Consider the following 13,639-nt stretch of genomic DNA (forward strand, 5'->3'; position numbering starts at 1 on the left):
CAGTGAAAATATTGATAATCAATAAGGGAAGTCGTTACTGTTACTTCCCTTTATTTATAGGTGATGATATGTCGGTTCAACAAAAATTTGGCGGTGAACTTTCGGATGAGGAATTTAGAAAATTCACCCTATATACAACACAAAGTAATAATAAACATGATGACGAGTCGAGAGCTCAAATCTTAGGCTTCACCAACAATAATGTTCGAGTTGCTCCAGGAGCTATCGTTCGCATTGGTGAAAACCAAATCGGAACACGAAGTTATATAGGCCTATACAGCTACATTAATGGTGATGTGGAGGTTGGTGAAGACGTTTTGGTAGGGCCACATGTTTCTGTCGTTGCGTCTAATCATTTATTTGACCCGACTTCAGAGAGCTTTAGTGGTCGTAGTGATTTGGAAAGCGGAAAGGTCACAATCGCAAAGGGTGTTTGGTTGACATCTGGTGTTGTTGTCACTCCAGGAGTGAGCATCGGTAAATGTTCATTGATTTGTGCTAATTCGGTAGTGACATCCGATGTGCCCCCATATTCGATTTTTGCAGGGACCCCAGCGAAGCAAATTGGTCATATTGATGCAGAGACAGGGCAATATCATTGGTCGAAATAGAGGAGTAACACATGCTACAACTAGAAAGAACGCATGATTTCCAAATTTTTTTGTCGCCTTGTAACGAAATTTCCTCAGTCAATCCCCCAAGTTTCAATTGGCCTCAAGGAGAGTATGGTTCTGCATATAACATCGAACTTGAAGACAAAGACGGTGAGCAAAAATGGGATTGGAAATCGGTGCAGTCTCCTTTACAACCGACATTTCAGTTACCTCAAGGTAGCTATCGCTGGAGAGTGACTTGCCTCAATACTCTAGCAAAATCTGATTGGATTGTTTTTGAAATCACGACGGAGTCAGAAAACTACTTGGCACCGGACGCTATGTCACTATTCTCACTGTGTACTAATAAAGACCAGTTTATGATGTATCTCGATGAAGATATTGACGCAGTCAGCAATGCTTCATTAAGTGCAAGAGACAAGTTACGCAATAGTGTTGAACTAACTGATATAGATGACATTTTATATTCTAATCATTATCGCCGTGGTAATGAAGAAGGGAAGCGTACAGCTATCGCTAACGTAAGACGTTGGATTGATCGCGATCTTATCGCACTAACATTACTATATAAGGTGTGGGGTGATGAGGTGGCAGGACATAAGGCATGCCAAATTTTATTGCGCTTATCCGAGTGGAGCCCTGAAGGCCCGGCGTCACTGTTAAGGCCTTGTACGTGGGGAGATGAAATTGGCCTGTCAATGACGCGAAATTTGTATCTTGCCTATCATTGGTTGTCTCCATTGCTGACGACCGACGAGTGTTCATTCGTCAGGCCGCTCTTAATTCGATATGCCTATCAAATGGAAGAGCGCTTAGAGCAAGATAAGTTTAAACAGTACCCGGGACATTCACATACATCGCGTTTGCCTGCTTACTTAGGCGTTGCTGCCCTTGTGTTACACAAAGAGTTTGAACTTAAAACTTGTGAACGTTGGCTTAATTACGCCTTAATGATTTACCGAGGTGTGTTGCCTTTCTATGGCGGAAAAGATGGCAGTTGGGTTGAGGGGCCTTTTTATTCTTCTTCCTATACCAAGTGGCACCATCCGTTTTTCTTGTCGGTTGAGCGTTTAAGTGGCTTTTCTTTCTATAATCACCCGTTTTATAAGAATTACGTTAAGTTTGCTTTGGACTTTGTGGCGAATAACGATCGAATTCATCCCTTTGGTGATGGCTTCTGGTGCAAGAGAGAAGGTAAAGAGTGGCCTGGTTTCTTTGCGCAAAATCCACTCAGAATATATGCACCACGGTATGGTTGTACGAAGTCGATATTAGAGTCCAAGAAGTTAGAGTCCAATATTGAGACTTACAAGCTCCATTTATTAGATATAGTACCGACGTATCCGCAGTTACAATTTGAAAAATCGGATCAACATTCAACCGTTTCTAATACGTTAATGACTTCAAATGAGGCGTTTGTTTCTGACGAGACTGCTCTGTGTGTGAGCCCTGCGTCGAACAACATTTACTATTCATACGCAGGGTTAGGTAAAACTGCCCATAGTAAAATGTCGGTGTACTACCGAGCAAGTAAGTTTGGTAATAGTTCTCATCGCCATGCTGATCAAGGGAATGTTGCACTAGTCGATGATGGCGTTAATGTTCTTACTCCGAGTGGCAGTTATGGCTATAGGTTTGGTAGCAAACATCATAGTTTATGGACTCGAACTACGCAGGCGCATAATTTACCCTTATTTGGTGGTGTCAATTTAGACGATAGCGTTACCAACGCGACTGAAGGTCAGAAGATAGATTGCGCAACAGCTCAAGCAACAGTAATCACTCGAATTGATAGCAATGAGTTTCAATGTGTCGTTCTAGATCTCGCGAATGCTTATGAGAGTTGTGAGTCGTTTGTGCGAACAATAATACAAGTTGCAGATAACGGGGTCGTTATTGTCGACAACATTAGGCTATCTGAACCCAAATCGATGCAATGGCGAGCCCATACCCCGCTCGAAGTTGTTATTAAGGGGGGGAGTGTTGATTTGTACCATGAACAAGAAACTTATTATCTTGGAATGATGAGTGATCCTTCTTGTGTAGTTAAGTTAACAAGTGAAATTGATGACGGTGATGGTTTCAAAGGGAATGTTGAATCTGACGCTCAGAAAGATATTAAACATCTAGAATGGTTCATAGAAGAACAGCAGCAACATCAAGTGGTTATGAGTTGCTTAAAACAACCAATAGATTACGTGTTAACTGACGAAAATACTTTGATACTTGCCCATGCGGGCCAGTCTTTTAAGCTCAATGTAGAAACTGGTGAGGAGATCACTCCGTAAAAATCAGGTGACATAAGTATTTTATGTCACCAATTTTCTAAAGATTGTCTTTTGATGTCGCGATAGCGGGAATGGAGTTAAACAGATAACCATCAAAATTAGGGTCGGTAAAATCAGAAAGCTCTAAAAGCCTAATCTTCACATGTTCTAGATGTTGCCACATCGCTTGCTTGGCTTCGATTGGGTTCTTGCGTCTCATTGCTAGCAAAATAGCAGCATGATCATCTAGCCACTCTTTCCTATAGTCTTGGATCTCGATATGTGTATGCAGTATCTTCCACATAGGGCTAGACTCACGACGTTCCCACGATTCCTTTAGAATATCGACCAGCACAGAATTCTGTGTCGCTTCGGCAATACACTGATGGAACATTCTGTCACCAACCGGATTTTGGACATTGTTTTCAATTTCGCGGCGCTCAATTTCTAGAGCTTCACGCATTTTTTCGATATCAGCAGGGGTTGCTTGTGTTGCAGCAAACTCAGCAATACTGCTTTCCAATAACTGTCTTGCTTGAAGCATTTCAAAAGGACCTACATCTTCATTTTGTGCCACTGTTGATGTAGTCGGTAAGTTAACGATGTACACTCCCGAGCCTTTCTTTACTTCAACGAGTCCCTCAAGTTCCAGCATGATGATTGCTTCTCTAACCACAGCTCTGCTCACGGATAGACGCTCAGCAATATCTCGCTCGGGCGGTAAACGACTTCCAATCGGGTAAAGACCATCAGATAGTTCTTTTCTCAAGATAAGACCGAGGGTTTGATAAGGGCGTTTGGGTTCGAAGTTGATCATGGAAATGCAGTGTACCTTTGGATCTGTGGTTTGAATTGAAAGTTTTCGCTAACTCGAAAGTCATTTTAAACGCTTATAAATGTCAATTCGAGTAAAAACCTAACTAATCCAACTCTAATTGTATCAAAGCGTAACGGTTCGTTGTGGTCACTTTTATGTACATGAACAAAAGGTTATCAACTTCGATATTAAACTTTCAAAAGCCATACAAGGAACGCGCTCATAGTTTTGAAGTGAGATTAAGCGTATTTCGTATAATCTTGAGTTTTTGATCAATAGCACAAGCCGTCAATAACCGCTATGTTCAATAGAGTTATATCACCTAACAAGTTGATATTGATAATAAACAACGGTGCTTGTAAAAATACAGATATAAACTTCAAGCCTAATCTGATTGAGAGTAAAAGGAACAACATGCACTACGACGTATTCAACGGAGACGCAGATGGCATAATCGCGTTGTTACAGCTGCGATTAAGTGAGCCAAGAGAGAGCGTGCTCATTACTGGTGTTAAGCGTGATATTAAGTTGGTCTCTCAAGTTGTTACTCAAACTATGGAGCCGGGTAAGCAAGGTGATGTTTCTTCCGTTACCGTTTTAGATGTATCGATGGAGAAAAACCTGCCTGCACTGCACTCACTGCTAGACGCAAACATCAATGTATTTTATTGCGATCACCACCGAACAGGGGATGTCCCAACTTCTAGTCATTTAGATACTCTGATTGATACCGCGCCAGAGAGCTGCACGAGCTTGCTGATTAACCAGAAGCTGAATGGTGCGCATGTGGCTTGGGCAATCGCAGCTGCCTTTGGCGACAATCTAAAAACGGTGGCGGCGCGGCTAGCGGATGAAAATGGATTCGCTCAATCTCAAAAAGAGTTTCTAGAAGAGCTAGGTACCTTGGTTAACTACAACGGTTACGGTTCGTCACTGAGTGATTTGCATTTCACGCCAGCTGAGCTCTACAAAACCCTTTATCAATACCCGAATCCGTTTGATCTTTTGGATGATAAAGACTCTGTGTTTTATCGACTGCGAGCTGCTTATCAAAATGATTGCCAGCAGTTATCAAACCTTGCTCCTGTTTATGAAAGTGAAGTCGCACGTGTGTTTGAACTACCAGGCGAGACTTGGGCAAGGCGCATCAGTGGCGTATTTGGTAATGAAATCGTTAATCAAGATCCAAACCGAGCGCAAGCAGTATTAACGAAAAACCAAGACGGCGAGTCTTACACGGTGAGCTTACGTGCGCCATTATCAAATAGAACGGGTGCAGACGAAATTTGCTCAAGTTTTGCGACTGGCGGAGGAAGAAAAGCAGCGGCTGGAATTAATCAACTTAATGAACTTGATAAGGTGAATTTTATTTCACTATTGGATGCATATTATTCATCTGGCACTGACGGTTAACTGAAAAACTCCCGACGTATACATTCAAAATCCTACAAATTCTTGCTCCTATATTCCGTTATACGTGTGTATTGCTAGCACATGTATGATGGCTATATCCAAGCTGTTTTAGTGATATCACTCGCAATGGTATCTGGTCTTAGGTCAGTAATTACGGCGTATTTGGGATGATTTTTGCCGATTTAAAGTTTATTTTTTCCTATCGGTGATTTTTTATATTTTTGGTTAATTATCTTAGTGAATTAAGGTTGATCAAATATTTATATGGTCAATGCATTCAGCCGAAAATAACAGTTTTTAGCATTTCAATTTGAATGAAAAGTCAAAATCATATTGATTCTGATATTTAATCTGTGACTTAAAATCACAAGTTAAATCAAAGGTCATCTTTTCCTATAAATTCCATTACTTCTCTATAAATATTCATGATTACAATGAATTGGTTCGGTTGTGATTGGCACAGCTGTTAAGTAAGGAAGTGGGACTAATGTTGAAACGTAAAGCTCTACAATTAGCAGTATCGCTCGGCATGGCGGCAATGTCTGGCGCTGTTTATGCGAATGGTTCAGATATGACGAATCCAGACTCTGGCGTGGTGGTTGGCTATTGGCATAACTGGTGTGACGGTGGCGGCTACCAAGGTGGTAATGCGCCATGTGTGACGTTGGATGAAGTGAACCCAATGTACAACATCGTGAATGTGTCATTCATGAAGGTCTACGATGTGGCTGATGGTCGAATCCCAACTTTTAAACTGGACCCAACCATTGGGCTTTCAGAACAACAATTTATTGACCAAATCTCGGAACTCAACAAGCAAGGTCGCTCTGTGCTGTTGGCTTTAGGTGGTGCGGATGCACACGTAGAGCTAGAAACCGGTGATGAAAGAGCCTTTGCTGATGAGATTATCCGTCTAACTGAGCGTTACGGTTTCGATGGCCTAGATATTGACCTTGAACAAGCAGCCGTAACCGCAGCAAACAATCAAACCGTGATTCCTGATGCTCTTAAGTTGGTAAAAGACCACTACCGTGCTGAAGGTAAAAACTTCCTTATTACTATGGCGCCTGAGTTCCCGTATCTCACGACAGGCGGTAAGTACGTTCCTTATATCGATAATCTAGAAGGCTACTACGACTGGATTAACCCACAATTTTACAACCAAGGTGGCGATGGTATCTGGGTTGAAGGCGTGGGTTGGATTGCTCAAAACAACGATGCGTTAAAAGAAGAATTCATCTACTACATTTCTGATTCGCTTATCAACGGAACGCGTGGCTTCCACAAAATCCCACATGACAAGCTCGTGTTTGGTATTCCTTCAAGTATCGATGCTGCAGCGACAGGTTTTGTGCAAGAGCCACAAGATTTATACGACGCATTTGATAGCCTAACGGCGCAAGGCCAACCGCTACGTGGTGTAATGACTTGGTCTATTAACTGGGACATGGGCACCAACAAAAACGGCCAACAATACAACGAGCAGTTCATTAAAGACTACGGCCCGTTTGTACACGGTCAGGTAACGCCACCACCAGTCGAGGGCGAGCCCGTTCTTAAAGGTGTCGAAAATACGCGTGTTCTTCACGGCACAACGTTTGATCCTATGGATGGCGTGACGGCAACAGACAAAGAAGACGGCGATCTAACGTCATCAATCGATGTTGAAGGTTACGTTGAAACCAGTGTTATTGGCACTTACGTTTTGACTTACCGAGTGAAAGACAGCGATAACAACGAAACCACTAAAGCGAGAACGGTAGAGGTTTACAGCCAGAAGCCAGTATTTAATGGCTTATCTGACACAACAGTTGTGTTGGGTACTGCATTTGATGCTATGGCAGGCGTGACGGCGAATGATGCTGAAGATGGCGACCTGACAAGCACTATTACACACACTGGCAGTGTCGATGTAAATGAAATCGGCAACTACACACTTGTGTATAGCGTGACAGACAGCGCGAACCAAACCGTAACCGTTGACCGTAAAGTGTCTGTAACTGATGGTTCTAACTGTGCTGCTGCATGGGATGCCGACACCGTTTATGTTGAAGGTGACCAAGTATCTCATGACGGTTCAACGTGGGGAGCAGGTTGGTACACTCGCGGCGAAGAGCCAGGAACAACAGGTGAGTGGGGCGTTTGGAGAAAAGTTTCAGACTCTTCATGTGGTGGTAACCCAGATCCGGGCGATGACCTAGAGCTTTCGGTTTCAGGACTTCAATCACAATATGCGCCAGATAACGGCAACGTGCGTTTAGATCTGACACTGACATCAAATGAAGCATTAGATGTTACCGCTATGGTGATCAACAGTGCAGGTACTGTGGTTGAGCAAACTAAGGTTAACGTAACGGACAGCCGTGCTATTACCATCGACTTATACGATGTAGCGGAAGGGCAATATGCACTTGAAGTAGTCGGTAAAGCATCTGACGGTGAAATGGTGATGGTAAACGATTCGTTCGCTGTTAAAGATGGTGGCGGAACAACACCTCCTCCAGGTGATTACCCTCCATATGAAGCGGGCACAAACTACGCAGCGGGTGACATTGTGGTCGGCAGCGATAATGGCTTGTACGAATGTAAGCCTTGGCCATACACGGCATGGTGTGCAAGCGCGTCTTACGCTCCAGCAGATAGCCAATACTGGCAAGATGCTTGGACAAAGCTGTAGTCTGATAGCTCAACGCTAGCAATATAAAGTAGACGATCAAAGAGAGGCCATTGTGCCTCTCTTTTTTATGTATAAACAGTTCTGACTTAGAGCTTTAAAACCCACTTAACCTTAAACTCTGCTCTGCATATTGCTCTAGATCAAAATAGGAGTGATTATCAATTGTATTACATGTTAAGAAATAGCACTATGCGCACATTGAATTTTATATATTGTTAATATTTGCATAATGAATCTTGCTCAAGTCGACCTCAATCTACTCGTTATTCTTAAACACCTTCTTGAAGAGAAGCACGTTTCCAACACGGCATTGGCGCTGGATATGAGCCAACCTACGGTGAGCCGATCTCTGCAAAAACTGCGTACCGTTTTCAATGATGATCTATTGGTGCGAGCGGCTTATGGCTATGAGTTAACGCCAAAAGCAGAAGCCATTAAGCAAGATCTCAATTCGGTACTGACACGTTTAGAAAAGCTGGTACATGGCGATGTATTCGAACCGCAAAGCAGTGACAGTACGGTTCGCTTCTTTGGTTTAGTGCCTAATGTCGCGCACTTGCTGCCCAAGGTAGTTGCGGAGATACGTCAACAAGCGCCAAACATGACTGTTGATATCGACTCGATTCCTAAACGACACTTTGAGCCTCTGTTATCCGGTGATGCGCACTTTGTGTTGTCGACCCACGAGCCGTTAAGTTCAGAGCAAAATTTGTATCGAATGTTCGTGATTAGCCGCGATTACCGTTTGCTGATGAGCAAAAAACATCCTTTGGCGGACAAAGAGATCACGGTTGATGACTTGTTGAATAGCCAACTTGGTCAAATCTCACTGCAAGGGGATAAGAAGCTCTCGATCGAAAGTCGATTTAAAGATCTTGGCTTGATTGATAAGCAGCGCCAGCTGTCCATTCCAATTCAGCTTTCCAATTTTAACGTCGCGCCGGATATGGCAGAAGCAACCGACATCATCTTTCATTTACCGACACCTTTTGCTCAACAAGCCGCTACGCAAAGAGATCTTGTTTGTAAACGCGTGCCTAAAGCGTTGCGCCACCCATCAGAAGACGTCTACTTATACTGGCATAAGCGCTTTCATAACGACCCGATGTGTCGCTGGGTTCGCAATATATTCAAAGAGCTTTATACATAATCCATCTGCAGGGTGAATGAAAATTACGAATACCTATCAAGTTGGATATAGATCTCTTTCATTATTTGAATGGTGAATAACGAGAATCGATTTTTGGTATGAAACTTTCGTTGATAAGAGTGGTAGTTGGTTGTTTAATGCAAACCATTATCATTACCAATCACATATAAGAATGAATATCATGTCTGAGAGATCTCTTTTGATTCGCAAACCTCTTTTGGTTCGTAAACCCCTTTCGATCGCAGTCGCTGTTATTTGTACCTCACTTTCAGCTAACGTGTTGGCGCAAGAAGAAGCGCAAGCAACAGATGAGCAAATGGTTGTTACGGCAACTCGTACCGAGATGGCACTAAAACAAGCGCCAGCTTCAATGTCGGTTATCACCGCGCAAGACATTGAAGACAGCCCTGGTATTACCTTGGCGGACATCGTTGCAGAATCAACGAGTGTAGAGTCTGATTTTGATAGCACACGTGCTGGCCGTCAGATGATCTCTATTCGTGGTATGGATTCAGATTACACTCTTATCATGGTGAACGGTCGTCGTTTAAGCTCTGCAAGTGCCATCATCCGTGGTAACGACTTTGACCTATCAACGATTCCTGCTGATTCGATCGAACGTGTTGAAATAATCCGTGGCCCAATGTCTGCACTTTACGGTTCAGATGGTATGGGCGGTACAATCAACATCATCACTAAGGCTCCAGAAAACGATTGGAGCTCTATACTGAGCATGGACACTTCATCTCCACTTGATGGTGATGGAGGGGAAGAGTATTCGATGGGCTTCACGACATCTGGTGCGTTGATTGAAGACGAGTTGTTTGCTCGCCTATCTGTTAACCAAACTAGCCGTGATGCTTGGCAACCCTATTCTGGTACGCATAGCTCTGGTTACGATCGTTCAGACATTACTGCGTTAGAAGAAAGAGAGACATTAAGCTTACTCGCGAGCCTGACATGGAATGCAACAGACAACCAAACCATTGATTTCGATTTTGGTTACAGTGACGACGAACGTGAGTCATCTGCGGAAAACGTATCATCTGTGATTGAGTCTGACACACGTGTTGTACGTCAGAGCCAAGCGATCACACATAGTGGTTTTTGGAGCTGGGGTGACACGCAAGTACGTTATTCACGTGAAAATGTGACAGATAATGATGCTGCGGACTCAGATACTAACTATAGCAGTGACATCGAAGAGCTGACTCAAATTGTTGAAGCTTCGGCGACCACGTATCTTGGTGATAGTCACACCGTAACGTTTGGTATGGACTACCAGTTGAGTGAATTAACCAACAAAGAAAACTTAGTCAATGGTACATCTGAAGCTTATCAAGGTGCGTTATTTGTTCAAGACCAATGGTTAATGACGGATCAACTAACGGCAACCATTGGTGGTCGTTTAGATAAGCATGAACTGTACGGTGAAGAGTTCAGCCCACGTGTGTACTTGGTTCATCAAACAACGAATGACCTGATCATCAAGGGTGGTGTGGGTAAAGCATTTAAAGCACCAACATTGACTCAAAATCAGACAGACTACACAGTTAATAGCTGTAAAGGCGTATGTGATTTACATGGTAATGAAGATCTTAAGCCCGAAACCAGCTTGAACTATGAGATCGCTGCGATTTATAGCCAACCTCGTTGGAATGTTGAAGGTGCCTTATTCCGAAATGAAATCAACGACCTAATTGATCGTGATGAAACCTATTGTGAGAACGGCGGAGTGTTTGAATCGGGTAAAGGTTGCGCTGATAGTTCAAGCTCAACTGGCTATGTGAATGGTAAGCGTACTTATACAAACGTATCAGAGGCTGTAGTTCAAGGTGCTGAGCTTACAGGCCAATTCCAAATTACTGATGAATGGGGTGTGTCTGGTAATTACACATTCTTAGACACTGAAGATAAGTCTACTGGTGACGAATTACTTGAGCGTTACAAGCATTCGGGTTTAGTTAAACTGAACTGGAGCCCAACTTACGATCTAAGTACCTTCGTGAGTGCGCGTTACCGTGGTGAACGTCAGATCGAAAGCGATCTAACTCAAGACGCTTACACAACGCTGAACCTAGGTGCTGTCTACAACGTGAATGCTTCAGTACGACTACGTGCAGGTATCACGAACTTAACTGACGAAGCTGTATCACAAGAGCTAGAGAGCATGGGCTATGTTGAAGAGCCACGTACTTACTACGTAGGTATGACAGCGGACTTCTAATTTAGAGTTCAGTAACTGATAGCTTGATACAAAAGAACCCACACTGGCTGATGCTCTAAAAGGACAATGGCGAGTGTGGGTTCTTTTTTGATCTATAGATTTGGTTTAATTTGCCGTTTATCTATTAATCTAGATTTTGACACATGTGATCAGCGCATTACCGGACTGAGTATCCCAAGGAATCAGCTTGTCGTAATCGTGCTCGAAGATATTAACCTCGAAGTAGGGCTTCAATATCTCGATTAACTCTTTAAACGAGAATGCCACCATTGGGTGTTCATCATTCCACACTTGAGTTTCACCAGCAGTCGTCTTTTCGATGCTAAGCTTTAGCGCTTGCTTATCACCCTGACCAGAGTAATACCAACCAGAACGGAACGTGAAATCGTCTTTGTCTTGGTTTTTTGTGTGTCTAACAAACAGGTCGTTGCTGATCTTGTCTTTATCAACCACGTTAAAACAGAAAATACCTTCTGGCTTTAACGCACGATGCACACTTTCAATACACTCTTTAAGTTTCTCAAGGTCATCGTTGTAATGGATGGAATACAGGAAGCAAGTGATAAGATCGAGTGGTTCCGTGACCTCAAAGTTACTCATGTTTTGTACTGAGAACTTGGCTTCCGGGCAGCGAACTTCTGCGATATCTAACATCGGCTTGTTAAGATCTAGGCCACCGCTTTGGTAACCGAAATCAATAAAATGACGAACGTGTGGGCCAGTGCCACAAGCTAAGTCGAGGTGTGTTTTTCCTTCATTTCCAAAGATTTGATGGAGTCTACGTACGCAGTTACTTTGCGCTTGGTAGTCAATATCTACACACATTAAATCATAGTAACCGGATAGGTCGGTATAGAGTGCGTTGGCGGACATATTTGCCTGCAGCATAAGCTGAAAAATTAGGGTGGCGCATCATATACCGAAATTGGAAAATCGCAATCAAATATTCGATCAATGAAAGCGTTTTATTTTCTAACTTATGGTCGTTTTAAATGAGACCGTTTAAAGGGATGTTTAAGCTGCCCACAACATCAGTACGCGTGTCATCGCTATTCACTTTGCCCTGACTACTTATTCGTTAACTAAAACAGGTGTTGCTCCCTCAATGCAGCGACCATACGGGCTTTGCGGAACGCTTTTATCACGAGACGAGATAGGAAAAATATGGTATCTAGGTAAACCCAGTGTGACATTTATAATTTTATGATTAATCAGTAATTTTACTGATTCAAACCGAGTTCTTGAAAAGGAAACAATTCAGGAAAGTGGGCTGTTGATAAAAACCAAATCACTCAAGCTAAATAAGCGAACTAAACAAGGAGAGTTGAAACAATGACATCAGCAATAAATGCACAGGGTTCAATGGAAAATAGAACAGCATTGGAAAGCAGTGCTTCAATAGAAATTAAGGTGGATGACTTGTCGGGTGGGGAAGTCATTGAATTACTTGAAGAGCACCTCGCTGATATGTACGCCACTTCGCCAGCCGAAAGCGTTCATGCACTGGATCTAGATGGGCTCAAGTCACCAGAGATTACTTTTTTCAGTGCTTGGAAAGACAGCCAACTACTTGGGTGTGTTGCCATTAAAGAGCTAAATACCCAACACGCTGAACTCAAATCGATGAGAACCTCACAGTTTGCTCGAAAGTCAGGTGTTGCGAGCCAACTTTTACAGCACGTATTGGATACAGCAACCGCCCGCCAGTATCAAACAATCAGTTTAGAGACCGGCTCAGAAGACTACTTTAAGGCTGCGCGTAACCTGTATGAAAAGTTTGGCTTCGGATACTGTGAACCCTTTGCTGATTATGTGTTAGACCCGCACAGCCAGTTTATGAGTATTGAGTTGCGTTAAGAGACTAGCCTTAGATGTCGACTTACTTTGCAGGTTTCTCCCTTGGCCTTTCGCTGATTCTTGCGATTGGCTCTCAAAATGCGTTTGTTTTAAAGCAAGGGCTTAAGAACCAACACGTATTGGCAGTTTGTGCTGTATGTGCCATTTCTGACGCCTTACTGATTAGCTTTGGCGTGACGGGCTTTGGCGCAATCGTTAAGCAGTTCCCACAAATTGAGCAGTTCGCCCGTTATGGTGGCGCTATCTTTTTGGGTGTCTATTCATTCTTAAGCTTCCGATCAGCATTTACCGAAAACCACGCCTTAGAAGCCACGGCAGAAACTAAAGACTCATTAACCAAAGCGATTGCGATGTGTTTGGCGTTCACTTGGCTTAACCCGCATGTGTATTTGGATACTGTGGTATTGCTGGGGTCTATCTCAACTCAATATCAACCGGATCAAATGTTGTTTGGCGCTGGGGCGGTATCGGCGTCATTCGTGTTCTTCTTTTCACTTGGATATGGCGCTCGCTTCTTGGCTCCAATGTTTAAGAACCCGAGAGCGTGGAAGGTGTTGGAATTTGTCGTTGGCGTGATCATGGCATCTATTGCAATATCTTTGATTGTCTAGCTGCGC

General features: G+C 43.2%; 10 protein-coding genes. 8 read left to right on the plus strand and 2 right to left on the minus strand.

The features are described 5' to 3' along the window. Positions 1–68 precede the first annotated feature (68 nt). Positions 69–611, plus strand: coding sequence for an acyltransferase (locus tag BCU07_RS05535; protein ID WP_065101257.1), 543 nt, complete (start codon positions 69–71; stop codon positions 609–611). An 11-nt stretch (positions 612–622) separates the two neighbouring features. Next, positions 623–2,902, plus strand: a complete 2,280-nt coding sequence (locus BCU07_RS05540; protein WP_102428733.1) for a heparinase II/III domain-containing protein — start codon at positions 623–625, stop codon at positions 2,900–2,902. Between the two features lie 37 nt (positions 2,903–2,939). Here the strand turns inward: BCU07_RS05540 and BCU07_RS05545 are convergent, their stop codons facing one another. Next, entirely contained in the window at positions 2,940–3,698 is a 759-nt protein-coding gene (locus tag BCU07_RS05545) for an FCD domain-containing protein (protein WP_083190198.1), read from the minus strand. 414 nt (positions 3,699–4,112) lie between these two features. Between BCU07_RS05545 and BCU07_RS05550 the strand changes: the two genes are divergently transcribed. The 4 genes from BCU07_RS05550 to BCU07_RS05565 all read left to right on the plus strand — a co-directional run bounded on the left by BCU07_RS05550 (position 4,113) and on the right by BCU07_RS05565 (position 11,165). After that, the gene (locus BCU07_RS05550) at positions 4,113–5,111 is read left to right on the plus strand and encodes an acetyltransferase (RefSeq protein ID WP_102428732.1); all 999 of its coding nucleotides are present in this window, start codon (positions 4,113–4,115) and stop codon (positions 5,109–5,111) included. A 487-nt stretch (positions 5,112–5,598) separates the two neighbouring features. Then, a complete protein-coding gene (locus BCU07_RS05555; RefSeq protein ID WP_102428731.1) occupies positions 5,599–7,788 on the plus strand; it encodes an immunoglobulin-like domain-containing protein in 2,190 nt (729 codons plus the stop codon). 229 nt (positions 7,789–8,017) lie between these two features. Continuing rightward, positions 8,018–8,938: a LysR family transcriptional regulator gene (locus BCU07_RS05560; protein WP_017059189.1), complete on the plus strand. Its 921-nt coding sequence runs from the start codon at positions 8,018–8,020 to the stop codon at positions 8,936–8,938. Positions 8,939–9,119: 181 nt separating this feature from the next. Continuing rightward, a complete protein-coding gene (locus BCU07_RS05565) occupies positions 9,120–11,165 on the plus strand; it encodes a TonB-dependent receptor domain-containing protein (protein ID WP_102428730.1) in 2,046 nt (681 codons plus the stop codon). 129 nt (positions 11,166–11,294) lie between these two features. Here the strand turns inward: BCU07_RS05565 and BCU07_RS05570 are convergent, their stop codons facing one another. Then, complete coding sequence (locus tag BCU07_RS05570) at positions 11,295–12,038, minus strand: class I SAM-dependent DNA methyltransferase (RefSeq protein WP_102428729.1); 744 nt, start codon at positions 12,036–12,038, stop codon at positions 11,295–11,297. Positions 12,039–12,497: 459 nt separating this feature from the next. Here BCU07_RS05570 and BCU07_RS05575 point away from each other — a divergent pair, with 459 nt between their 5' ends. Both BCU07_RS05575 and BCU07_RS05580 read left to right on the plus strand, forming a co-directional pair. Then, positions 12,498–13,022 carry a GNAT family N-acetyltransferase gene (locus tag BCU07_RS05575; protein ID WP_017059192.1) on the plus strand — a complete coding sequence of 175 codons (525 nt, stop codon included), beginning with the start codon at positions 12,498–12,500 and terminating at the stop codon, positions 13,020–13,022. Positions 13,023–13,036: 14 nt separating this feature from the next. After that, a complete protein-coding gene (locus BCU07_RS05580; protein WP_017059193.1) occupies positions 13,037–13,633 on the plus strand; it encodes a LysE/ArgO family amino acid transporter in 597 nt (198 codons plus the stop codon). The last annotated feature ends 6 nt before the right edge of the window (positions 13,634–13,639 follow it).

Origin of the sequence: Vibrio sp. 10N.261.54.E10 (assembly GCF_002877735.2) — a bacterium.
GTDB lineage: Bacteria > Pseudomonadota > Gammaproteobacteria > Enterobacterales > Vibrionaceae > Vibrio > Vibrio crassostreae_C.

What these genes read in the sequence shown, in the direction of transcription:
- BCU07_RS05535 (WP_065101257.1), top strand. Translation starts at nt 69, where the DNA reads ATGTCGGTTCAACAAAAATTTGGCGGTGAACTTTCGGATGAGGAATTT.
- BCU07_RS05540 (WP_102428733.1), top strand. Translation starts at nt 623, where the DNA reads ATGCTACAACTAGAAAGAACGCATGATTTCCAAATTTTTTTGTCGCCT.
- BCU07_RS05545 (WP_083190198.1), bottom strand. Translation starts at nt 3,698, where the DNA reads ATGATCAACTTCGAACCCAAACGCCCTTATCAAACCCTCGGTCTTATC.
- BCU07_RS05550 (WP_102428732.1), top strand. Translation starts at nt 4,113, where the DNA reads ATGCACTACGACGTATTCAACGGAGACGCAGATGGCATAATCGCGTTG.
- BCU07_RS05555 (WP_102428731.1), top strand. Translation starts at nt 5,599, where the DNA reads ATGTTGAAACGTAAAGCTCTACAATTAGCAGTATCGCTCGGCATGGCG.
- BCU07_RS05560 (WP_017059189.1), top strand. Translation starts at nt 8,018, where the DNA reads ATGAATCTTGCTCAAGTCGACCTCAATCTACTCGTTATTCTTAAACAC.
- BCU07_RS05565 (WP_102428730.1), top strand. Translation starts at nt 9,120, where the DNA reads ATGTCTGAGAGATCTCTTTTGATTCGCAAACCTCTTTTGGTTCGTAAA.
- BCU07_RS05570 (WP_102428729.1), bottom strand. Translation starts at nt 12,038, where the DNA reads ATGTCCGCCAACGCACTCTATACCGACCTATCCGGTTACTATGATTTA.
- BCU07_RS05575 (WP_017059192.1), top strand. Translation starts at nt 12,498, where the DNA reads ATGACATCAGCAATAAATGCACAGGGTTCAATGGAAAATAGAACAGCA.
- BCU07_RS05580 (WP_017059193.1), top strand. Translation starts at nt 13,037, where the DNA reads ATGTCGACTTACTTTGCAGGTTTCTCCCTTGGCCTTTCGCTGATTCTT.